We start from the raw sequence: 21,546 nt of genomic DNA, 5'->3' as shown, positions 1-21,546 counted from the left end.
CTGTCGCACTGACGGTCTCGCCGATGAGACGGGAGCGGTGACGGTCGAGGCCGCCATCGCCCTCGCCGCCCTCGTATGCGCGGTCGCTCTCTGCGTCGGCGCGCTGCTCGCGGCGTCGACCCAGGTGCGCTGTGTCGACGCCGCCCGCGAAACCGCGCGCCTGGCCGCACGTGGTGACACCACCCACGCCATCGCCGCAGGCCGCACCGTCGCGCCACCCGGGGCCACCGTCGAACTCCGCGACGACGGCGACCGCGTCACCGCCACGGTCGCCGCAACCACCCCACTACTCCCCGGCCTGCACCTCCGAGCCGAAGCGGTAGCCGTCATCGAACCCGGATCCCAGCCATGACCACACCGATCCCACCTCGGGACACGCCATCTATCGACCACGCGGCCTGTTCTCCCTGCCCATGTGACTCAGGACCGATGCGCACCGCACTCGCCCAGGCTCTGCGTCACCCGAACGGCCAGGGGCCGCACAGCCGCCGTCTGGCCGGACCCCGGTGTGGCTCGGCCTCCCGCAACCGGCGGCGGTACCGGTCCGCAGCTTCGGGAGGCGACCAGGGTGGTGCGACAGTTTTCGCGTGCGTGGCGTTGGCGGGGCTGATTTGTTCGACCTTGATGGTGGGGCAGGTCGGTGCCGTGGTGGTGGCGCGGCATCGAGTGCAGGCGGCGGCCGATCTGGGGGCGCTGGCCGCTGCGGGTGCTTTGGTGGAGGGGGCTGAGGTGGGGTGCGCGGAGGCGGACGATGTCGCGCGGCGGATGGGGGCGCGCGTGTCACGGTGCGAGGTGGCGCAGTGGGATGCCGTGGTGACTGTCGAACGGCAGGTGGGGCTCGGGGTGTTCGGTGTGCGGTCCGTGGTCGGCGCGGCGCGGGCCGGCCCGGTCGAGGAGAGCGGGTGATGCCACGCGTTTGCACAGGTCGGCGTGCTTCCGTGCTGAACTAACTCGAATTTACCGGAACGCCTCCCCGGCCATTTCCAGCGCTTTTATTGGAGGTGCCGCGAAAAAAATGAAACAAATGACGATGAACACGATCGATGCCTGATTGGCAATGTGTCAGTTAATGGAAGGAGATTCCTTTTTATTCTACCGGCGAGTAACACGCAGGGCGTTAGGACTGGTCAGGGCAAATTCGGACAACTGACCAGTAAACTTTCGGTCGGGTGTAGCGGCGGTCACGATGGCGCGACGGCGGCATCACACCGTTGCGGAGCCGTCGGAATGGCCCGCGAGTTCGCCGAGAACCGCCACCAGCAGACGTTCGGCGGCCGCTTTGTCGAGCGGATTGTTGCCGTTGCCGCACTTGGGCGATTGCACACAGGACGGACAACCCTCGTGGCACCCGCAGCTGCGGATCGCGTCGAGGGTTGCCGTCAACCACGCCCTGAGCTGGGCGAATCCACGCTCGGCGAAGCCTGAACCACCCGGCTGTCCGTCGTAGACGAATACCGTCGGTGCGCCGGTATCGGGGTGCTCGGCGATGGAGACACCGCCGATATCCCAGCGGTCACACCCCGCCACCAGCGGCAACATCCCGATGGCCGCATGCTCGGCGGCGTGCAGGGCGCCGGGAAGCTGGTCGTCGGTGATACCCGCGGCGGCGAGCAACCCCGGCGTCACGGTGTAGAGGACGGCCTTGGTGTGCAAGGTCTGCGCGGGCAGATCGAGCTCGACCTGGTCGAGCACCTCGCCGGTCACCAGCGTGCGCAGGTAGCCGATCACCTGGCTGGTCACCGCGACCTGCGCCGACGCCGTCGTAACCGCCCCGAATATCCGCTGCTCGAGCACCGCTTCGATGCTGATGGAGGTGACCTGTCTGGCGCTGGTCGTGAATCCGGGATCCACCTCGTTGACGAACGCGACGCCACCATCCAGGTCGAGTTCGTCGACCAGGTAGGTCTCGCCCTGATGCAGGTGCACAGCACCGTCGTGCAGGGTCGCCGGTGCCCGGCCGGCGTCGGCGGTGCCGAGCAACCGCCCGCTCTCGGCGTCGACGATCGCGATGGGCGTGCCGAGTCCGCCGCGCACATCGACGGCGTCGTGCGGGTGACTCTGCGCGGTCACATGCCAGCGCGCCGGCAGGCGCCCGGATCCGGGCCTGCGCCTGATCAGACCCTGTTCGGCCAGTTCAGCGAGTACGTCGGCGGCCCGGAGCTCGATCACCTCGGCATCGGTGAGCGGCAGTTCCAGTGCGGCGCACAGCAGTTGCGGACCGAGGATGTACGGGTTGTACGGGTCGGTGATCGTCGCCTCGATCGGTCGGTCGAGGAGGGCTTCCGGGTGATGCACGAGATAGGTGTCGAGGGGATCGTCGGTTGCGACGAGCACCACCAGCGAACCCTGTGTACGCCTGCCCGCCCGGCCCGCCTGCTGCCAGAAGGATGCGACCGTGCCCGGAAAACCGGCGATGACGACGGCATCGAGTCCGGCGATGTCGACACCGAGCTCGAGCGCATTGGTGCTCGCCACGCCGAGTAGGTCGCCGCGTGACAGCGCCTGCTCGAGCTCCCGCCTGTCCTCGGCCAGATAGCCCGCGCGATACGCGGCGATGTGTTCTCGCAGCTCAGGTGCGGTATCAGCGAGGACTCGGCGCGCCTCGAGCGCGATCAACTCGGCTCCGCGCCGGGAACGCACGAAGGTCAGCGTCCGCGCGCCTTCGGCCACCAGGCTCGCCATGATCTTCGCGGCCTCGCCCGTCGCGGTACGCCGAACAGGCGCCCCGTTCTCCCCGGTCACCACGGCGCTCAACGGCGGTTCCCACAGGGCGACAGTGCGCGCGCCGCGCGGTGAACCGTCCTCGGTGACGGCGGTGACCGGCGCCCCCACGAGCCGGCTCGCCGACTCGGCCGGATCGGCGCTGGTGGCCGAGCACAGGATGAACACCGGGTCGGCACCGTAGAACCGTGCGAGCCTTCGCAACCTGCGCAGCACCAGCGCGACATGCGACCCGAACACCCCTCGGTAGGCGTGGCACTCGTCGACCACCACGTACCGAAGGTTGCGCAAGACCCGTGACCAGCGTTGATGCGACCGAAGCACCCCGACGTGCAGCATGTCCGGATTGGTGAAGATCCAGCGCGCATTGGCCCGAACCCACTGCCTGACCTCGGCGGGAGTGTCACCGTCGTAGCTCGCCGGATGGGCCTCGCGCAGCGGGTTGTCGTGGATCAGCGAGCCGACGGCCCGCAACTGATCAGCACCCAGAGCCTTCGTCGGGGACAGGTACAGGGCGGTCGCGCGCGGGTCCTCGCGCAGGGCGGTGAGGACCGGCAACTGGTATCCGAGGGACTTACCGGAGGCGGTTCCGGTGCTCACGACGACGTGTTCGCCCGCGGCGGCGAGCTCGGCCGTCCGCGTCTGATGCGCCCACGGCCGCTCGATTCCCTGTGCACTCAGCGCGCTGACCAGCTCCGACGGCACCCAATCCGGCCAGACCGTTGTATGGGCCGCCCGCGCGGGCAGCTCCGCGACGTGGGTCAGCGGACCAGTGCTCGATGCCGCATCGAGCAGGACACGATTCAGCAACGATCGACCGTAGCTTTCGGCCGCGGACGACGCGCGGAGCTCGGTCCGCCCTGTCGGATTCATCCGGTTGCCCTCTCATGCGACATCGGAAGTGTGAAACGTGTGTGTGCGCCGAGGGCCACCTGGGTTTTCGTAACCCAATAGCGACCTGGGTCACAGGAGGTTTGCTGGAAGCTCACCCGGTTATCCTTAAGCAAACAGACTGAAAGTACGGATACACCCAATCGTCCCCTTACCTGCGCATTCGCAAGATCAAGAATTTTGCAAATTGTCGGTAACTCGACTGTTGAATTGCTCGGAGACATGGTTCACTGGGTCTCGGTCGCAAGCTTCTGTGTTCGAGGTACGGATCCAAAGTCCAACCATCAGCAGGATCGATGTTGCGAACGCCGTGCTCAGGTTTTCCTTGCAGGGGGATCCAACAGTACAGCGGTCTCAACGGACCCGGTGGACGAACCCAGTTGTCCGCCGTTCCGGTAAGAAAGAGAAGGAACAGAATGGCACAGGGAACTGTGAAGTGGTTCAACGCGGAGAAGGGCTTCGGCTTCATCGCGCCCGAGGACGGCTCCGCTGACGTCTTCGTCCACTACTCGGAGATCCAGGGGTCGGGCTTCCGTACCCTCGAGGAAAACCAGAAGGTCGAGTTCGAGGTCGGCCAGGGCACCAAGGGCCCGCAGGCCACCGGCGTTCGCGCGCTCTCCTGAGCTGCGAAACACAACTACGCCCGTCCCCCACCCCCGTGCGCGGAGGTGGGGGACGAGCCATTTCCGGGTACGATCGGCCAGAACGGCAGACCCGGGACACGCGAGCACGCGCACCTGAAAACCCCGGCGCCAGCCGCCGACGGCGCTTCTTCCCATGGGCGCAGGGTATAAACGTCACTGGTGGCGATGTCGAACGTCGCGCCGTCTGCCCCAGCCGCGCTCCGAGCGGACCTCCCGAGGCGCGGATCTAGAAGGAAGGTGTTCGCCGGTGGCAACACGAGACCGCAGTTCAGCCGACCAGGGGCGACCCCTGCGTCGTCTCGTGATCGTCGAGTCCCCGACGAAGGCCCGCAAGATCGCGCCTTATCTCGGCCGCAACTACACCGTCGAAGCTTCCGTCGGCCACATCCGCGACCTCCCACGCGGTGCCGCCGACGTGCCTGCCAAATACAAGGGCCAGCCTTGGGCTCGCCTCGGTGTCGATGTCGATCACGACTTCGAGCCGATCTACGTCGTGAGCCCCGACAAGAAGGCCAAGGTCGCCGAGCTGAAGGGCCTGCTGGCCGACGCCGACGAGCTCTACCTCGCCACCGACCCCGACCGCGAGGGCGAGGCCATCGCCTGGCACCTGCTCGAAACGCTCAAGCCGAAGGTCCCGGTGCGCCGGATGGTCTTCCACGAGATCACCGAGCCCGCCATCCTCGCGGCCGCCGCCGACACCCGCGACCTGGACAACGACCTGGTCGACGCGCAGGAAACCCGCCGCATCCTCGACCGGCTCTACGGCTACGAGGTCAGCCCGGTGCTGTGGAAGAAGGTCATGCCGCGGCTTTCGGCCGGTCGCGTGCAGTCCGTCGCCACCCGGGTGATCGTGCAGCGTGAGCGTGAGCGCATCGCGTTCCGCTCCGCCGAGTACTGGGACATCGCCGCCAAGCTCGACGCGGGCCCCGACGAGAAGTCCGATTCCACCAACCCGCGTACCTTCGGCGCCCGCTTGGTGCAGGTCGAGGGCGCGCGCGTGGCGTCGGGTCGCGATTTCGGTTCCGACGGTCAGCTCAAGTCGGCCTCCGGTGTCGTGGTGCTGGACGAGGCCTACGCGCGCCGGCTCGCCGAGTCGCTCGACGGTGTCGACCTGGTGGTCAGCTCGGCCGAGGCCAAGCCGTACACGCGCAAACCGTATCCGCCGTTCATGACTTCGACGTTGCAGCAGGAAGCGGGCCGCAAGCTGCGGTTCACCTCTGAGCGCACCATGCGCGTCGCGCAGCGGCTGTACGAAAACGGCTACATCACCTATATGCGAACCGACTCGACCACGCTGTCGGAGTCGGCGATCGCGGCGGCCCGCTCGCAGGCCACCCAGCTCTACGGCGCGGAGTACGTGTCACCCACGCCGCGTCAGTACAACCGCAAGGTCAAGAACGCGCAGGAGGCACACGAGGCGATCCGCCCGTCGGGTGACACCTTCATGACGCCGGGCCAGCTCGCGTCGAAGGTCGACCAGGACGAATTCCGCCTCTACGAGCTGATCTGGCAGCGCACCGTCGCCTCGCAGATGGCCGACGCGCGCGGCACCACGCTCACCCTGCGCATCACCGGCACCGCACGCTCCGGTGAGGAGTGCGTGTTCTCCTCCTCGGGCCGCACCATCACCTTCCCCGGCTTCCTCAAGGCTTATGTCGAGAGTGTCGACGAGGAGGCGGGCGGCCAGTCCGACGACGCCGAGTCGCGCCTGCCCGCGCTCGAAGAAGGCCAGGCGGTCACCGCCGTCGAACTCGACCCCGACGGCCACAGCACCAACCCGCCCGCCCGCTACACCGAGGCATCGCTGATCAAGACGCTCGAGGAACTCGGCATCGGCCGCCCCTCGACCTACTCCTCGATCATCAAGACGATTCTCGATCGTGGGTATGTGTACAAGCGTGGCAGTGCGCTCGTGCCGTCGTGGGTGGCCTTCGCGGTGATCGGTTTGCTCGAGGCGTACTTCGGCAGGCTCGTCGACTTCGACTTCACCGCCGCCATGGAGGACGATCTCGACGCGATCGCCGGTGGCCGCGAGCAGCGCGGAAACTGGTTGTCCAGCTTCTATTTCGGTGGCGAGAACGGCGCCGAGGGTTCGGTCGCGCGTTCGGGTGGCCTCAAGAAGATGGTCTCCGTGCAGCTCGACGACATCGACGCGCGCGAAGTGAACTCGATCAAGATGTTCGTCGACGACGAGGGCCGCGACGTGGTGGTCCGCGTCGGTCGTTTCGGGCCGTATCTGGAGCGCATGGTCGTCAATCCCGATGACCCGGACGGTGATCCGATCTCGCAGCGCGCCAACCTGCCCGACGATCTGCCGCCCGACGAGCTGACTCCCGAGGTCGCCGAGAAGCTGTTCTCGACGCCGCAGGAAGGTCGTTCGCTCGGCGTCGACCCGGCCACCGGGCACGAAATCGTCGCCAAGGAAGGACGTTTCGGGCCGTACGTCACCGAGATCCTGCCGGAACCGCCCGCGCCGGACCCGGCCGCCGCGCCCGCGAAGAAGACGACGAAGAAGGCCGCGGAGGTCAAACCGCGCACCGGGTCGTTGTTCAAGTCGATGGATCTGTCGACGATCACGCTCGACGACGCGTTGAAGCTGCTGTCGCTGCCGCGCGTGGTCGGTAACGACCCCACCTCGGGCGAGGAGATCACCGCACAGAACGGCCGCTACGGCCCATACCTGAAGAAGGGCACCGACTCCCGTTCGCTGGCATCGGAAGAGCAGTTGTTCACCGTCACCCTGGACGAGGCGCTCAAGCTCTACGCCGAACCCAAGCGGCGTGGGCGGCAGGCGGCGAGCGCGGCACCGCTGCGTGAGCTCGGCAAGGATTCGGCCACTGACAAACCCATGGTCATCAAGGACGGCCGTTTCGGTCCGTACGTCACCGATGGTGAGACCAACGCGAGCCTGCGCAAGGGTGACGAAGTGGAGTCGATCACCGACGAGCGCGCCTCCGAGTTGCTGGCGGAACGGCGCGCGCGGGGCCCGGTGAAGAAGAAGGCGACGGCGAAGAAGGCGGCCAAGAAGGCGCCCGCCAAGAAGACCGCGGCCAAGTCGACGGCGACCAAGACGGCGGCCAAGAAGACCACAGCCAAGAAGACGACCGTGAAGAAGACTGCTGCGAAAAAGGCCCCTGCCAAGAAGGCGGCATCGAAAAGTGCTGGGGCGAGCGAGGACTGACGCGCGAGCGCCCTCGCCCTGGACGGGTTCGGCGATGAAGCAGGCGATCGGCTTGGAACAGTTCCATGCGGGTGCGCAGGGATTCGTCGGAAGACGCGAGGACGCGGACGGCGAGGAGCACGTTCTTCGACAGTTCGGGCCGTGGCGGCTGACGGTGAGTGATGGCTCGACGTTCTCAACGGCTGGGCAGCGGCGCTTGGGGCAGCGCTCAGCGAGCGCGGCTGACGGTGTTCGGCGGTGTCGCCCGATCGCGGCGGTAACTCCGTGCGGCTGACGAGCGGCGGCCGTGAGCGGGTTCTGCGCCAGGGTGCGGCTGCCGGCCACCGCTCTCGAGGTTGTCGGTGCGCGCGACTAGGGTGTGTGCCGTGGCAGGAGTCTTCGATCGACTGGTCGGCCAGGACGTGGTCGAGACCGAGCTGACCGCTGCCGCCACAGCGGCGCGGGCCGGTGTCGTCACCGGTGCGATGACGCATTCCTGGCTCTTCACCGGGCCGCCCGGCTCCGGGCGTTCCATCGCCGCGCTGTGTTTCGCGGCGGCTCTGCAGTGCACGGACCCGGAGACCGTCGGCTGCGGTAGGTGCCATGCCTGCACGACCACGATGGCCGGAACGCATGGTGACGTGCGTCGGGTCGTACCCGAAGGCCTCAGCATCAGCACGAAGGAGATGCGCGAGATCGTGCAGGTCGCCTCGCGGCGCCCGAGTACCGGCCGGTGGCAGGTAGTCGTGGTCGAGGACGCCGATCGTCTCACGGAGGCGGCGGGCAATGTGCTGCTCAAGGTGGTGGAGGAACCGCCGGACCGCACGGTCTTCCTGCTGTGCGCGCCCTCGGTCGACCCCGAGGACATCTCGGTCACGCTGCGTTCGCGTTGCAGGCATGTGCACCTGGTCACGCCGTCGGTGCCGTCCATCGCGCAAGTGCTGAAAGAGCGCGACGGGCTCGATGCGAAGACCGCCGACTGGGCCGCTTCGGTGAGCGGCGGGCACGTCGGCCGGGCGCGTCGCCTGGCCACCGACGACGACGCCCGCAAACGCCGTCAGCGCGCCCTCGCCCTGGTCAAGGCCACCGAGCGCCCGGGTGCCGCCTACGCCGCCGCCGACGAACTGGTGAAATCGGCCGACGACGAAGCCAAACAGATGAGCTCCGAACGCGACGACCGCGAACGCGACGAACTCGCCACCGCCCTCGGTGCGGGCGGCACCGGCAAGGGCGCGGCCACGGCCACCCGCGGCTCGGCAGGCGTACTGAAAGAACTCGAACGCCGCCAGAAATCCCGCGCCACCCGCACCGGCCGCGACGCCCTCGACCGCGCCCTCATCGACGTAGCGGGCATGTACCGCGACGCCCTCGCCCTCCGCTTCGCCGGCCGAGGCGCCGCCATCACCCTCACCCACCCCGACATGGCCGACGAGATCACCGACCTCGCCGCCTCGGTCCGCCCCGAAGGCCTCCTCCGCAGCATCGACGCCGTACTCGCCTGCCGCGAAGCCCTCGACCTCAACGTCAAACCCCGCTTCGCGGTAGCCGCCATGGTCGCCACCCTCATCGCCGCCCGCTTCACCTGACCTGTTGCCGCCCTGGCTATTTCACCCAAACCTTCGCTGCCGGATCCGATGAATCCCGCCGGACGCACCGGCATACTTTCCCCATGGAATGGGGCACCGGCGGGGGAGCGTTCGAGGTGGCGTCTCGGAGATCAGGGCCGAATCGATGAGCAGGCGACGTTCCCGCCCCGGTCGCTACCGCTCGCTGCACGTCCACGGTTATCGCAGCGCGGCGCCGACGCCGATCCTGTGGGTATTCGCCGCAGTCGTCGTCGGCGCCTTCCTCTTCCTGGCAGTTCTGACCGCCCTCAACATGCAGTCGCCGGAGAAGGAGAGCACGCCCACCACCGTGATCGCGCCGGAGCCGTCGGCCACCCCGATTCCGCCGGCCCCACCTCTCACACCCCCCTCCTGCTACCCCTTCCAACCTTCTTGCTGACCCCACAATGACCAGCGGTTTTCGCGTTCCGACCCCGAGGCGATAGACTCGCACCGCCGAAAGGTACGCCGCCTTAGCTCAGTCGGTAGAGCGCTTCACTCGTAATGAAAAGGTCGGGGGTTCGATTCCCCCAGGCGGCTCCGAGGTCAAAGGCCCTTCCGGGATTCCGGAGAGGGCCTTTGCCGATTCTGGCCGAACAATGGTCGCCTGGCGAAGCCACGCGAGGCGCTGCCGAATCCGAGTAGTTGATTCCGCTTGGGCTCCGCAGAGCGCCGTGCCTGTATCCGGGGCTAGTCCTGGCACACTGAGGACTGGACGATCGGGTTCGGGCCGGATGAAACCCCGACGGCGTTCGCGGTGGCCTCTGCGCGATTGCCTGCCCGTGCCCATGACCACGTGCCATCGCTTGCCAGTGCCACGGCGGCGCACCATCCGCTCTCGACGGTCACGTAGGCGTAGCAGTCGGATACATCGCAGGAGTCGACTGCAGCCGATTCGGCGTCGTAGGCCGAATCGTAGTTCCACGAACGTCCGGTGGTCCCGGTCGATTCCGAGATGGCGATGGATCCGTAGTAGATGCTGTCCGCTTGCGCTGGTGCGGCGAGCACGATCGTCGGCGCGGCGACGGCAAGAGCTATGGCGATCGGCGGAACCAACTGTCCTGCTAGAGAATTCATGTGATCAGGTTGCCGCTACGGACTTAACGATCCGTTTGAATCTTCTTGGCTTTCGCCTCGCCCGCGCTGCGCAGGTTGCCACATCTCAGCTTGCTGGGGGCTGCGGAGCTGCCTGGTGACTGCCTCGCAGGGTCGATCGCGTACTTCCTTTGATTTTCGGGCGCCTGTGCCAGAGGTCGCAGCGTCCCATTCGAGGATGTGTGCATATCGTTCTTTGCACAGAATGCTTTGCAAAGACTAGTGTGCATGTATGGACGGTGTGGAACCCAGGGAGATTACGGATCCGGTGGCGCTCAGGGCTTTGGCTCACCCGCTGCGGCAGCGGATTCTGCGGGCGTTGGCGGAGAAGGGACCGGCGACCGCTACGGGGTTGGCTGAGGTTTTGGGGGAGAACACGGGGGCTACCAGTTATCACCTGCGGCAGCTGGCCGAGCACGGGTTCATCGAGGAGGCGCCGGAGCTGGCCAAGGGGAAGGAGCGGTGGTGGCGGTCGCCGCCGAAGGATCTGCGGTATCGGCTGGACAAGTCGCAATCGCCGGAGATGCGCGAGCTGCTCGAGGGGTTGGTGGCGCAGCACATCGCTGAGGATGTCGAGCTGTTCGGGCGGTTCCAGGCCGAGCGGGACAGGCTCGGCGAGTGGGGTGACGTGATGCCGTTTTCGCGCGGGGCGATCTATGCGACGCGCGAGGAACTCGACGCCTTCTGCGAGGAGTATCTCGCGTTGCTCAAACGCTTTCAGGCCACGCACGCCGAAAACCGGCCTGGGGCGCGCCGGGTGCTGACCCGTTTCATCGCGTTCCCCGCACCGGGGATGGACGAGTAGGAACCCGCATGATCACCCGAATCATCCTGCTCACCAGCATGATCGCGGCTCTCGTCGCCTTCGCGCCGCCAGCAGGCGCCGACCACACCACCACCACCGACATCACCTTCACCCGCTTCGACGGCACCACAACCACGGCCACCGTGCACGCCCCGGTGGGTGCCACCGGGCTGCCGGGAGTTGTCCTCGTGCACGGATCCGGCGATGGACGCAGTCCTCAATACGCGCAGATCGCAACTGCTTTCGCACGTCAGGGCATCGTCACGCTCCGGTACGAGAAGCGAACGGAGGACTACACACCGGCGCACCGCGACTACTCGCTGCTCGCCGATGACGCCCTCGCGGGTGCGGCGGCCCTGCGCGATCGACCCGAAGTGGACCCCGCACGAGTCGGTCTGTGGGGTTTGTCCGAAGGCGGATGGGTTGCGCCGCTCGCTGCTTCGCGTTCGCAGGACGTCGCATTCCTGATCGTCGTCGGTGCGAATGCCGGTGCCCCGGCGGCGCAGCAGGCCTGGGCGAACGAGACCCGGTTCGGGGCTGCGGGCGTGCGCGGTTCGATGGTGGATACGTTGGGTCGCAACGCGATTCGTGTCAGCGCGGCCGCGGGTCTGTTCGCCCAGGCGTACTACGATCCGGTGCCGGTGCTGGAAACCATCGGGCAGCCGGTGCTCGCCATCTGGGGCGACAAGGACCGGCTCACCCCACCCGGCGACAGTCTGCGCGGGTTCCGCGACGCCTTCGATCGAGTAGGGAAAACCGACTACACCCTGCGCACGCTGACGGATGCGCAGCACGGCGCCTTCACGACCACCGACGGTTTCGACAAGGGTGCGGACCTGGCGCCCGGATACCCCGGGCTCGTGGGCGATTGGGTGAAAGGCCTGCCCGGATCAGCGGGCAAGCACTCGGATGAACCTGCCCCGCAAGCACATTCGGTGACACCGCTGGAACCACAGGCGTGGTGGGCATCGCCGACGGCGTTGTCGGTGCTCTTCCTCGGTACCGTGTTCGCCCTGCTCGGCTACGCGTGCACCGGATTTGCCAGTACCTGGCGTCTGCCGCGAGCCGGAGTCGCACGCCTGCTGGTGACAACAGCGGGGACAGGCATCATCGGCACGATCGCGCAGGTGCTGTACGTGGCGTCGACCAGGGCGACCTCGTTCGGACCGTTGCTGTTCGGTCGCACGCTGCCCTGGCTGGCCCTGCAGGTGATCGCGGTGTGTGCGGTGTGCTCGCTGGTCTACCTCATCGCCCGACGCGGGTCCATACTCGAGGGCGCGGGGAAGGGTGCGCGCGTCCGATGGGTACTGGTCGTCGTCGGCGGCATCGGATTCACCCTGTGGGCCCTGTACTGGGGACTGCTGTCGCCCTGATGTGTAACAACGCTAACGATATGCCCGACTGCTATATAACGAGCCAAGGGAGATTCCGTATGAGGAAATCAGTGATCGCGGCAGTTCGCCTCACCGCCGCCGCAGCGTCGGTGGTGGGGTTCTCGGCTGTTGTCGGTTCCGGCGCCGCGCACGCGGGCCCACAGGACTGTGTTGTCACCCGCGATCTGGTCGGCGCTTCGGTCAGCTGTCATGACACCGGTGCACCCGCGAGTCGCGAGTACAGCCTGATCGTCGAATGCTGGGGACTGGCCGGCATCCCGAATGCGTTCCCGCTCATGGGAATCGGGCCCTACCAGGGCTCGTGGAGCGGCGCGATCAAGGCGACGGGGCAGGGATCGGCTTCGTGCATCGGGCCCTACAGCGTCGGGACCGCGACCAACGCCTATGTCGTGGTGTATCGCGACTAGGAACGCAGCGGCCCACCGAGGAGCCTCCAGACCGTTTCGCGTTCCTCGGTGAGGTCGATGTCGGTGCCTGCGAGGATGGCCAGCAGGTGGGTGAGGGGCCAGGTTTCCAGATGGGCGTAGCGGGCGGAGTAGATGCCTACCTCGGTCAGGTGGTAGGCATCGGAGTGGTCGAAGAGGGCGTAGGTGATGATCTGGTACAGGTCGTTGCTGGTCAGGGCGTCGGAGCGGATGCCGGTGCGTTGATTCTTCGGGCCCAGATGTGTTTTCAGGTCGAGCAGGGTGTGGGCGCTGATGAGGTCGGCGTCGGCGTTGCACAGGACCGATGCGTCGAACGTGGGGCCGGGGTATGTCGGGGATCCCAGGTGGGGGAAGAGGTGTTCTTCGGCGAGGCCGCGCAGTTCCCAGAGTTGGCGGATCGCGTCGGGTGGGGCAAGGGCGAGCAGGTGGTCGGGGGTGAAGCGGCCCGTTCTGAGCAGGTTGTCGAGGGCGGATTCGCGCAATAGGCCGCGGCGGTACACATCCGTGCACAGGGCCAGTGCCCAGCAGGCGCGGCCGAGCCGGTCGACGTCCTCGGCCGTCGAGGCGACCGCGGCCTGGGCGGTCTCGATCACCGATTCGATCACCGCCGACTCCTGCGGGAAACCGAAGAAGCCGAGTAGCGGCAGCACCGGCTCATGGTCGGGGACGAGCAGGAACCGGACCTCGAAGTCGAACGCTGCGCCCAGCGTGGCGGGGTTGGCGCCGCCCGTGTCGACGAGCAGCGGTCCGGCCGCGCGACGATAAGCACCCTGCACGGCGCGGGTATTCGGATAACGGCTGTGCAGGTACTCGCGCAGCGGCGAGGTCTTGTCGCGCAGTGCCGCGGACAGATTCGTGTAGACGTACATCAGCCCTCCGAACAGTCGGGCGAGTCGTCTCGATCATGCCAGAGCCGGGAACTGGAAAGGCCCTCGACCGCGACGGTCGAGGGCCTTCGGTGGCGGGTCCTCCTGAGCCGATCGCCGTTGATCGGACTCAGGAAGAGCAAGCTCGGGTCAGCTCGTGGCGGTCGCGCCTCGGGTGAACCGAGAGTTCGTGGCAGTGCGCAAAATTCGGCGCAGGGCGGTGTCGAAGGCGTCGGTGTCTTCGATATTGCTGAGGTGACCGTGCGGCAGGACGTGGAAGTCGGTCAGGTGGCCGGAGCGGCGCAGGACCTCGACCATGGGCCGTGACATGCGCGGCGGGAGGAGGCGGTCCTGGGCGCTGGCGATCACCGTGGTGGGGACCGTCAGGTTGGCGGTGCCCGCGGTGAGGTCCATGTCGGCCATGGCCGCGGCGTGCCGGGCGCGGGCGAGCGGACGACACGAGCGGATGATGCCGATCGCGAAGTCGATCTCGTCGGCGGTCGCCGCCGGGGTGAGGATGCGGTAGCGGAACACCTGCTCGGTGAGCCAGCCGCCGGGAATCGGGACCGGCGTGAACAGCACGGTTTCGCTGATCTGCTGCGGCATCCGAATCGGTGCACCGAGGATGGTCACGGGGGTGGTGGCTACGGTGAGCTGCTTGTTGAGCAGCGGCAGCAGGTCGGTCTCGGCGCGGATGTCGGAGTTGGCGGTGTTGGCCAGCAGCACGGCGGCGGCTCGCTCGGTGACCTGCTCCGGATGATGCTTGGCCCAGGCCTGAATCGTCAGGCCGCCCATGCTGTGACCGGCGAGTACGGCCTGCTCACCGGGGCGAAGGGTCGCTTCGAGGACGGTGGCGAGGTCGTCGGCGAGCGTGTGCTCGCTGGGGGCCGCGGTGCCGAGCGTCGATTCGCCGTGGCCGCGCTGGTCGTAGGCGACCACGCGATAGCTGTCGGCGAAGGCGCTGATCTGCGGGTTCCAGTACTCGATGCTGCACGCCCAGCCGTGGATGAGCACCAGCGTCGGTGCGGTGTCGTCGCCGTAGACGTGCACCCGGAGCTCGGCTCCGTCGGCCGTGGTGACCGGGACGACCCGGTGCGGGGCGGCGGGGGCGTTGAGTTTCGCGGTGGCGAAACTGCGGGTACGCAGCCCGGCACGGAACTGGGCGGTCAGTGCGCCGGACTCGAAACTCGAGACCGTGGAACGCGCTGCCGCGAGCGTCATCATCGACTTCGCAAGCATATCGGCACTCCTTTGTGTCGTAGGCCACCGTACAGTGCGAGCTTGCGTGCTAGCTAGTGTTAGCGGGTCAGAGTGTCCCATTTGTTGCCGAGTGGGTATCGACACCTGCTTACCTTGTGAAATCGTCCGAGGCGGCCGGGGAATTACAGGCGTTGTGGCGGCCCCCAGCGGGCGCCGTTACCGTAAGAGGGTGGACAACGCGCACGTCGCGACCGGGATTTCCGGCGCAGCCAGCACCCCGGCGCCGGCCTGGCGACGGTTCGCGCCGCCGCTGATCGCCGCAGGTCTCGGAATCGGCACCCTGGCTCTGCTGCATTTCCGCGACCCGCACGTGGAGGGTTCCTACGGCCTGTGCCCGGTGTACGCGATGTTCGGGGTGTACTGCCCCGGCTGCGGCGGGATGCGCGCGATGCACAACCTCACCGACGGCCGCATCATCGATTCCCTGCACAGCAACCTGCTCGCGCTGCCGCTGACCCTCGCGTTCGCGGCCTTCGTCGTCGACTGGTTCCTGCGCGCCGGACGTGGGCAAGGCTGGCGGTTACCCGGCCTGAGCCCGGTGACGGTGTGGACATTCTTCGGCCTGCTCATCGGGTATTCGGTGCTGCGCAACACCCCGTGGGGAACCTGGCTCACGCCCGTCTGAGGCTGGCGTGCGCGCGGGTCGACGGGCAACCTGGAACTATGCGCGATTCACTGAAGGACCGGGTCCGGCAGAAGTTGCAGCGTCATCTCGCCGAGGACGGGCCCGACCCCGAGCAGGACGACAACCGCCACATCTCGGTGGCCGACGATCTGGAAGCACTCGAGATGGTGCCCGCCGACGACCCGCTCGTCGAGGAATTGGCCCAGCGCTACTTGGTGTTCTGAGGCAGCTGCGGCAACGGTTTGGTGCCCAGCCACACCGCGAACAGCCCGCGCAGCGGCGCGACGCTGTAATGGCCCGCGAGGTCGACGAAGTCCTCGGTGGTCGCCGACGAATGCCGGTAGCGCGCGGTCCATTCGCGGATGAGCTGGAAGAACAGGTGGTCGCGCAGTTCCAGGCGCAACGCGTGCAGGGTGAGGGCGCCGCGCTTGTACACGCGGTCGTCGAACATGTCCGCCGGGCCGGGATCGCCGACGATGATGTCCTGCGGTTGGCGGGCGAGGTTCGCGTGCGCGGCGCGCGCCAGCTGATCGGCGCCCGGCCCGCCGGAGGCCTCCGACCAGAGCCATTCGGCGTAACAGGCGAAGCCTTCGTGTAGCCAGATGTCGCGCCACTGCCGCAGGGTGAGGCTGTTGCCGAACCACTGGTGTGCCAGTTCGTGGGCGACGAGTCGTTCGGCGCCGCGCCTGCCGTCGCAGTGGTTGGCGCCGAAGATGGAGATGCCCTGTGCCTCGATCGGGATGTCGAGATCGTCGTCGGTGACGACCACGCTGTAGTTCTCGAACGGGTACGGCCCGAATTTCTCGGTGAACAACGCCATCATCTGCGGCTGGCGCGCGAAGTCGTGCTCGAAGTTCGTGCGCAGGCGCGGCGGGACGATGGCCTGCATCGGCACCGGCTCGCCGGGACTGCCCACGCGGTACTTGCGGTAGTTGCCGATCTGGATGGTCGCCAGGTAGCTGGCCATCGGTTCGGGTGCCTCGTACACCCAGGTGGTCTGGCTCGCCTTGGCCTGTTTACGCATCAGGGTGCCGTTGGCCAGTGCGTAGTACGGGCTGTCGGTGGTGATCGAAATACGGTAGGACGCTTTGGAACTCGGGTGGTCGTCGCAGGGGAACCACGACGCCGCGCCGTTGGGCTGGCTGGCAACCAGTGAGCCCTCGGTGAGTTCCTCCCAGCCCACCTCGCCCCACGGACCGCGCACCGGTTTCGGCGTGCCCGAGTAGTGGACAGCGATCTCGAGCACCCCGCCCGCCGGGATCTTCTGCTGCGGGGTGAGCGCCAGCTTGCTGCGCTGATGACTGAACTTCACCGACTTGGACCCGTTGACGAACACCTTCGACACCCCTAGCGCGGGGGACAGGTCGAGGGTGAACGACGAACGGACCTCGGTGGTGACCGCGATGATCACCGCGCGCCCGGCCAGCCGATTGCTGGCCGGTTTGTAGCTCAGCTCCAGCTCGTAGCGCGACACCCGGTAGCCGCGATTGCCGTTCTGCGGGAGGTAGACGTCGATCGGGTCCTCGTAGAACGAGCGCATCAACTGGCCCAGGGCGTGATGGGGTTGCCCCACCAGCGGGTCGAGGGCGGAACCACGTCGCCGCGCATGACGAGCGAGGCCGGTCCGATGGTGGCGCCCGCGCCGATGTGGGCGGCGGGCAGGGCGACGCAGTGCGGGCCGAGGGTCGCGCCGGCGTCGAGGGTCACCGTGTCCATGGACATGATGCGGTCGTGGAACAGGTGGGTCTGCACCACGCAGCCGCGTTCCACGGTCGCGCCGTCACCGAGTGTCACCAGGTCTGCCTCCGGAAGCCAATAGGATTCGCACCATACCCCTCGGCCGATCTTGGCACCGAGTCCGCGCAACCACAGATTCATCACCGGGGTACCCGTGGCGGCCCGGGCGAACCAGGGCGCGGCGACGGTCTCGACGAAGGCGTCCGACACCTCGTTGCGCCACACGAACGAGCTCCACAGCGGATGCTCCACGGCCCGGATGCGGCCTACCAGCAGCCATTTCGCGGCGACGGCGATCATGCCCGCCACCGCGCCCGCCACCATCAGCACCAGACCCGACAGCAGCGCCGCGACCAGATAGTCGCTGTGCTGGGCGATCAGGGCCATGGTGAACAGCACGCCGAGGCCGATGGCGAAGGTCACCATCACCGGGATCAGCCGGCAGGTCTCCACGAACGCGCGCGCGAGTTTCAACCGCAGCGGCGGGTCGAAAGTGCGAGAGGTATCGGAGGATTCGGCCGCGCGACGCAACCGCACGGGCGGGCTGCCCAGCCACGACGACCCGGCCTTCGCCTTGCTCGGCGCCGCCGACAGCACCGCGACGAGCCCGTTCTTCGGCACCCGGCGACCGGGCGCCGTCATCCCGGAATTGCCGAGGAAGGCGCGCTTTCCGACCTTGGCCTCGCCGATGCGCAGCCAGCCGCCGCCGAGTTCGTAGCTGCCGATCATGGTGTCGTCGGCCAGGAACGCACCGTCGGCGACCACGGTGAACTTGGGCAGCAACAGCACCGTCGAGGCTTCGACGTTCTTGCCGATCCGCGCGCCGAGCAGCCGCAACCAGATCGGGGTGAGCAAGCTGGCGTACAGCGGGAACAGGAAGGTTCGGGCCGAGTCGAGCAGGCGTTCGGTGGCCCACACCTGCCAGCCCGTGCGGCTGCGCACCGGGTGGTAGCCCTCGCGCAGGCCGATGCCGAGCAGGCGGACCGCGATCACGGTCGCCACCGCGTACACACCGAGGCTGAGCAGGGTGGCGACCGGCAGGATCGCGAAGCCGCGCAGGGCGGCGGCGCCGATGGTCGTCTCCTCGCGGACCCACCAGGCGATGAACGTGCCGCCGACGGCCAGGCCGAGCACCGGCATCGCGGCGAGCGCCATCGACGACAGGCCGAACACGATCAGCCAGTGCCTGGCGCGCTCGGGGGAGTGGTCGGGCCAGCGACGCGGCGCCTTACCGGTCTTCGCCGCTGGTGAGCCCGCCCATTCCTGTTCGCCCTTGACCTTGCCGGACACCGCCGAACCGGGCGCGATCTCGGCCCGCTTACCGATCTTGGTTCCGGGCAGCAGGATCGACCTGGCGCCGATCACCGCGCCGTCGCCGATGGTGATGCCGCCGATGTGCACGCGGTCGCCGTCGACCCAGTAACCGGACAGATCGACCTCGGGTTCCACGCTCGCGCCGTCGCCGAGTTCGAGCATGCCGGTGACCGGCGGCAGGGAGTGCAAGTCGACGCCCTTGCCGATCTTGGCACCGAGCGCCCGCGCGAACGGCACCATCAGCGGTGCGCCCGAAAGACTTTCGGCGCCACTGGCTTCCGAGAGCCGCACGGCCGCCCACAGGCGAAGATGCACCCACGAACCGCGCGGGTAGGTGCCGGGGCGCAACCCGGCGAGCAGCACGCGGGCGCCCGCCACGCACAGTGTCATCCGGCCGATCGGCGAGATGAACAGCACGAACGCCAGCACGATCCACCACCACGACAACCGGGGCAGCCACGGCAGCGAACCGGACCAGCCGGCGATCGCCGACACCACCGCCAGCCAGGTGACCCACTGCAACCCGGTGAGCGTGGTGAGCGGGATGGTGGCCAGTACCTGGGTGAGCTGAGCGCGCAGGGGAGTCGGTTCCACCACCCGCGCGTCGACGGCGGCGACAGGGGCGCTGCCGTCGAGGAACTGCACCAGCGAACCCAGGCGCGGATGATCGTAGAGATCGGCCACGGTGACATGCGGATACCGCTCACGCAGCGCGCCGACCAGCTGGGCGGCCGAGAGCGAACCGCCGCCCACATCGAAGAAGTCGGTGTCGAGATCGGTGACCTCGGCGCCGAGAATGGCGTCCCACAGTCCCGCGACCCAGGCGGCGGTGCCGCTCAGCCCGTGGTCGGCGGTGTCGTCGGTGCTCGGCAGCGGCCACGGCAGAGCGTCGCGGTCGACCTTGCCGGAGGTGCGCGTCGGCAGGTCTGCCACCACGGCGAGGCGCGGGACCAGCGGTGCCGGAAGTTGTTCGGCCAGTATCTTTCTGGCCTGTTTGGCGTCGAAATCCGGTCCGGCGCCGGTGAGGTAGCCGACGAGGATCTTGTTGCCCGCCTTGGTGGTCCGGATCGCGGCGGCCGCACCGCTCACGCCGGGCAGATGCTGGAGGGCATTGTCGATCTCGCCGAGTTCGATGCGGCGGCCACCGATCTTGATCTGATCGTCGGCGCGGCCGAGGAAGATCAGGCCCCCGGGGTCGTTGCGCACGAGATCGCCACTGCGATAAGCGCGTTCCCAACCGAGCGACGGCAGCGGTGCGTACTTCTCGGCATCCTTGGCCGGGTCGAGGTAGCGGGCCAGGCCGACACCGCCGATCACGAGTTCACCGGTTTCGCCCGTCGGTACCGGATTGCCCTGCGGGTCAACGACAGTGAGGTCCCAGCCGTCGAGCGGCAGACCGATGCGCACCGGCATTTCACCGGTGAGCAGCGCCGCGCACGCGACGACCGTCGCCTCGGTGGGGCCGTAGGTGTTCCACACCTCGCGGTCGGCACCCGCCAGACGTTCGGCCAGCTCCGGCGGCACGGCCTCGCCACCGAAGATCAGCAGCCGCACCGATTCCAGGGCATCCGAGGGCCACGTGGCGGCCAGTGTCGGCACTGTGGAGACGACACTGATCTCGCGGCGCATCAACCACGGCCCGAGATCGGCGCCGGTGCGGACCAGGTCGCGCGGGGCGGGAACGAGGCAGGCGCCGTTGCGCCATGCCAGCCACATCTCCTCGCAGGAGGCGTCGAACGCCACCGACAGGCCGGCCAGCACGCGGTCGCCGGGACCGATCGGGGCGTCGCGCAGGAACAACCTGGCCTCGGCGTCGACGAACGCGGCGGCGTTGCGGTGGGTCACCGCAACACCTTTCGGGGTGCCGGTGGAACCGGAGGTGAAGATGATCCAGGCATCGTCGGCGGGAGTGGGCAGGGTGTGCGGATCGCTGTGACCGTTGCCCGCGACGGCGGTGTCGGACTCGATGCCCGCGGCGGTCGCGATCGCGCTCACCCGCGCCTCACCGAAGACGAGCCGGGCACGTTCCTCCGGATCGTCGGCGTCGACGGGCACGTAGGCGGCACCGCAGTAGAGCACCGCGAGAATGGTGACGTACAGCGCGGCGCTGCCCGAGGGCATCCGCACGCCCACCCGGTCGCCCGGGCGGACCCCGGCCTCGGCGAGCTCGGTCATCCTGGCTTCGATCGCGGCGACCAGCTCCATGTAACTGAGCACGGTCGTGCCGTCGTCGATCGCGGGCGCGTCGGGGTGGGCAAGGGCAGTGCTGGTGAGAATGTCGACCAGGGTGCGTGGCGGCGCGGCCAGATCGGCGCGCAGCAGCGGATCGTGCCGCCGGTTCGCCGGGCCCTCGGTGCGTGGCTCGAGCATCGTGCTCAGTCCACCTCTCATCGGTTGACCCCCATCGGTGTCTGTTGTTTCACGGTCGGGTTACCGGAGGGCAAACGGGATGGTCACCAGTTGCCAACGGTACCGGGAGTTGTCGGGCGCGCCCGGCAGCTACGGGGCGGGCGCCGCGGGTGTCTCGCCGAGTGCGGTGAGCGCGAGCCGGTGCAGGGTGGCCTGTTCGTCGGCGTCGAGCCGGGCGAGAGCGCGAGCGGTGGCCTCGGCGATCAGCTTGTCGGTGCGCTTGCACTGCTTGCGGCCCGCGTCGGTGATGCGCAGCCGGTATTTGCGGCGATCCTTGCCGTCGCGGGTGCGTTCGACCAGGCCCGCGCCCTCCAGTGCGTCGATCAGGCGGACCACCTCGCTGCGGTCGATGCCGAGCGACTCGCCGACTTTCTTCTGGGTGAGGTCGGCGTTCTCCTCGATGAAGGTGAGCACCCAGTGGTCACGCAGCGGGACGTCGATCTCGGCGTGCATGGCTTTGGTGAGCCTGCCGAGCGCGTACACCGGGTAGCGCGCCAGGCCGCGTTCGGGGTTCGTGGTCGAAGGCATGGCGGCCACTCTAGCAAATAGTGGGGGGACTCAATCATTTGGGGTGTCCATGATCGGGATTGCCGCCT

Annotated in this window: 18 protein-coding genes and 1 tRNA gene; 12 read left to right on the top strand and 7 right to left on the bottom strand. The window is 67.9% G+C overall.

Annotated elements, in window-relative coordinates:
* Positions 1-37 precede the first annotated feature (37 nt).
* Together LDL21_RS20990 and LDL21_RS20985 are read left to right on the top strand one after the other, a co-directional pair.
* Positions 38-352 (top strand): TadE family type IV pilus minor pilin, encoded by a 315-nt coding sequence (locus LDL21_RS20990; protein ID WP_225281420.1) that lies wholly within the window; start codon positions 38-40, stop codon positions 350-352.
* Positions 349-906 (top strand): Rv3654c family TadE-like protein, encoded by a 558-nt coding sequence (locus LDL21_RS20985; protein ID WP_308017154.1) that lies wholly within the window; start codon positions 349-351, stop codon positions 904-906. Before LDL21_RS20990 ends, LDL21_RS20985 begins: the two co-directional genes overlap by 4 nt.
* A gap of 297 nt (positions 907-1,203) precedes the next feature.
* Here LDL21_RS20985 and sftH read toward each other — a convergent pair whose 3' ends face one another.
* Positions 1,204-3,594: a DEAD/DEAH box helicase gene (gene sftH, locus LDL21_RS20980; RefSeq protein WP_225281418.1), complete on the bottom strand. Its 2,391-nt coding sequence runs from the start codon at positions 3,592-3,594 to the stop codon at positions 1,204-1,206.
* Positions 3,595-4,028: 434 nt separating this feature from the next.
* On the opposite strand from sftH, the gene LDL21_RS20975 reads away from it, so the two are divergent.
* From LDL21_RS20975 to LDL21_RS20955, 5 genes are all read left to right on the top strand, one after another.
* The gene (locus LDL21_RS20975) at positions 4,029-4,235 is read left to right on the top strand and encodes a cold-shock protein (protein WP_011206895.1); all 207 of its coding nucleotides are present in this window, start codon (positions 4,029-4,031) and stop codon (positions 4,233-4,235) included.
* 268 nt (positions 4,236-4,503) lie between these two features.
* Positions 4,504-7,437: a type I DNA topoisomerase gene (topA, locus tag LDL21_RS20970; protein WP_443678048.1), complete on the top strand. Its 2,934-nt coding sequence runs from the start codon at positions 4,504-4,506 to the stop codon at positions 7,435-7,437.
* Positions 7,438-7,802: 365 nt separating this feature from the next.
* Positions 7,803-9,002 carry a DNA polymerase III subunit delta' gene (locus LDL21_RS20965; protein ID WP_225281417.1) on the top strand — a complete coding sequence of 400 codons (1,200 nt, stop codon included), beginning with the start codon at positions 7,803-7,805 and terminating at the stop codon, positions 9,000-9,002.
* Positions 9,003-9,147: 145 nt separating this feature from the next.
* Positions 9,148-9,420 (top strand): hypothetical protein, encoded by a 273-nt coding sequence (locus LDL21_RS20960; RefSeq protein WP_225281416.1) that lies wholly within the window; start codon positions 9,148-9,150, stop codon positions 9,418-9,420.
* A 67-nt stretch (positions 9,421-9,487) separates the two neighbouring features.
* Positions 9,488-9,560: transfer RNA gene (locus tag LDL21_RS20955), tRNA-Thr, on the top strand.
* Positions 9,561-9,710: 150 nt separating this feature from the next.
* Here the strand turns inward: LDL21_RS20955 and LDL21_RS20950 are convergent.
* Positions 9,711-10,097, bottom strand: coding sequence for a DUF4189 domain-containing protein (locus tag LDL21_RS20950; protein ID WP_225281415.1), 387 nt, complete (start codon positions 10,095-10,097; stop codon positions 9,711-9,713).
* Between the two features lie 250 nt (positions 10,098-10,347).
* Here LDL21_RS20950 and LDL21_RS20945 point away from each other — a divergent pair, with 250 nt between their 5' ends.
* The 3 genes from LDL21_RS20945 to LDL21_RS20935 are packed head-to-tail and all read left to right on the top strand — an operon-like array spanning position 10,348 to position 12,721.
* Positions 10,348-10,920: an ArsR/SmtB family transcription factor gene (locus LDL21_RS20945; protein WP_225281414.1), complete on the top strand. Its 573-nt coding sequence runs from the start codon at positions 10,348-10,350 to the stop codon at positions 10,918-10,920.
* Between the two features lie 8 nt (positions 10,921-10,928).
* Positions 10,929-12,293 carry an alpha/beta hydrolase family protein gene (locus LDL21_RS20940; RefSeq protein ID WP_225281413.1) on the top strand — a complete coding sequence of 455 codons (1,365 nt, stop codon included), beginning with the start codon at positions 10,929-10,931 and terminating at the stop codon, positions 12,291-12,293.
* Positions 12,294-12,352: 59 nt separating this feature from the next.
* Positions 12,353-12,721 (top strand): hypothetical protein, encoded by a 369-nt coding sequence (locus tag LDL21_RS20935; RefSeq protein ID WP_225281412.1) that lies wholly within the window; start codon positions 12,353-12,355, stop codon positions 12,719-12,721.
* Here LDL21_RS20935 and LDL21_RS20930 read toward each other — a convergent pair.
* The gene (locus tag LDL21_RS20930) at positions 12,718-13,608 is read right to left on the bottom strand and encodes a hypothetical protein (RefSeq protein ID WP_225281411.1); all 891 of its coding nucleotides are present in this window, start codon (positions 13,606-13,608) and stop codon (positions 12,718-12,720) included. The two genes, LDL21_RS20935 and LDL21_RS20930, sit on opposite strands and share 4 nt — an antisense overlap.
* Positions 13,609-13,755: 147 nt before the next feature.
* Entirely contained in the window at positions 13,756-14,844 is a 1,089-nt protein-coding gene (locus tag LDL21_RS20925; RefSeq protein WP_225281410.1) for an alpha/beta fold hydrolase, read from the bottom strand.
* A gap of 190 nt (positions 14,845-15,034) precedes the next feature.
* On the opposite strand from LDL21_RS20925, the gene LDL21_RS30090 reads away from it, so the two are divergent.
* The gene (locus LDL21_RS30090; protein WP_225281409.1) at positions 15,035-15,490 is read left to right on the top strand and encodes a DUF2752 domain-containing protein; all 456 of its coding nucleotides are present in this window, start codon (positions 15,035-15,037) and stop codon (positions 15,488-15,490) included.
* A 38-nt stretch (positions 15,491-15,528) separates the two neighbouring features.
* On the top strand, positions 15,529-15,714 hold the full coding sequence (locus tag LDL21_RS20915; RefSeq protein WP_067495829.1) for a hypothetical protein: 186 nt from the start codon (positions 15,529-15,531) through the stop codon (positions 15,712-15,714).
* Here the strand turns inward: LDL21_RS20915 and LDL21_RS20910 are convergent.
* From LDL21_RS20910 to LDL21_RS20900, 3 genes are all read right to left on the bottom strand, one after another.
* The gene (locus LDL21_RS20910; protein ID WP_225281481.1) at positions 15,699-17,030 is read right to left on the bottom strand and encodes a M1 family metallopeptidase; all 1,332 of its coding nucleotides are present in this window, start codon (positions 17,028-17,030) and stop codon (positions 15,699-15,701) included. The genes LDL21_RS20915 and LDL21_RS20910 overlap by 16 nt on opposite strands.
* The gene (locus tag LDL21_RS20905; RefSeq protein ID WP_225281480.1) at positions 17,030-20,911 is read right to left on the bottom strand and encodes a Pls/PosA family non-ribosomal peptide synthetase; all 3,882 of its coding nucleotides are present in this window, start codon (positions 20,909-20,911) and stop codon (positions 17,030-17,032) included. Before LDL21_RS20905 ends, LDL21_RS20910 begins: the two co-directional genes overlap by 1 nt.
* Before the next feature lie 129 nt (positions 20,912-21,040).
* Positions 21,041-21,478 carry a MarR family winged helix-turn-helix transcriptional regulator gene (locus LDL21_RS20900; protein ID WP_225281408.1) on the bottom strand — a complete coding sequence of 146 codons (438 nt, stop codon included), beginning with the start codon at positions 21,476-21,478 and terminating at the stop codon, positions 21,041-21,043.
* Positions 21,479-21,546: the final 68 nt, after the last annotated feature.

The organism is Nocardia rosealba (assembly GCF_020216065.1).
Classification (GTDB): Bacteria; Actinomycetota; Actinomycetes; order Mycobacteriales; family Mycobacteriaceae; genus Nocardia; species Nocardia rosealba.
Note: the sequence above shows the minus strand (reverse complement) of the source record. Positions and strands in the feature narration are given on the sequence as shown.

Coding starts and splice junctions, on each gene's coding strand:
- LDL21_RS20985 (WP_308017154.1), top strand. CDS start 349: ATGACCACACCGATCCCACCTCGGGACACGCCATCTATCGACCACGCG.
- LDL21_RS20925 (WP_225281410.1), bottom strand. CDS start 14,844: ATGCTTGCGAAGTCGATGATGACGCTCGCGGCAGCGCGTTCCACGGTC.
- LDL21_RS20960 (WP_225281416.1), top strand. CDS start 9,148: ATGAGCAGGCGACGTTCCCGCCCCGGTCGCTACCGCTCGCTGCACGTC.
- sftH (WP_225281418.1), bottom strand. CDS start 3,594: ATGAATCCGACAGGGCGGACCGAGCTCCGCGCGTCGTCCGCGGCCGAA.
- LDL21_RS20905 (WP_225281480.1), bottom strand. CDS start 20,911: ATGCTCGAGCCACGCACCGAGGGCCCGGCGAACCGGCGGCACGATCCG.
- LDL21_RS20950 (WP_225281415.1), bottom strand. CDS start 10,097: ATGAATTCTCTAGCAGGACAGTTGGTTCCGCCGATCGCCATAGCTCTT.
- LDL21_RS20915 (WP_067495829.1), top strand. CDS start 15,529: ATGCGCGATTCACTGAAGGACCGGGTCCGGCAGAAGTTGCAGCGTCAT.
- LDL21_RS20930 (WP_225281411.1), bottom strand. CDS start 13,608: ATGTACGTCTACACGAATCTGTCCGCGGCACTGCGCGACAAGACCTCG.
- LDL21_RS20910 (WP_225281481.1), bottom strand. CDS start 17,030: ATGCGCTCGTTCTACGAGGACCCGATCGACGTCTACCTCCCGCAGAAC.
- LDL21_RS20945 (WP_225281414.1), top strand. CDS start 10,348: ATGGACGGTGTGGAACCCAGGGAGATTACGGATCCGGTGGCGCTCAGG.
- LDL21_RS20935 (WP_225281412.1), top strand. CDS start 12,353: ATGAGGAAATCAGTGATCGCGGCAGTTCGCCTCACCGCCGCCGCAGCG.
- LDL21_RS20940 (WP_225281413.1), top strand. CDS start 10,929: ATGATCACCCGAATCATCCTGCTCACCAGCATGATCGCGGCTCTCGTC.
- LDL21_RS20900 (WP_225281408.1), bottom strand. CDS start 21,478: ATGCCTTCGACCACGAACCCCGAACGCGGCCTGGCGCGCTACCCGGTG.
- LDL21_RS20975 (WP_011206895.1), top strand. CDS start 4,029: ATGGCACAGGGAACTGTGAAGTGGTTCAACGCGGAGAAGGGCTTCGGC.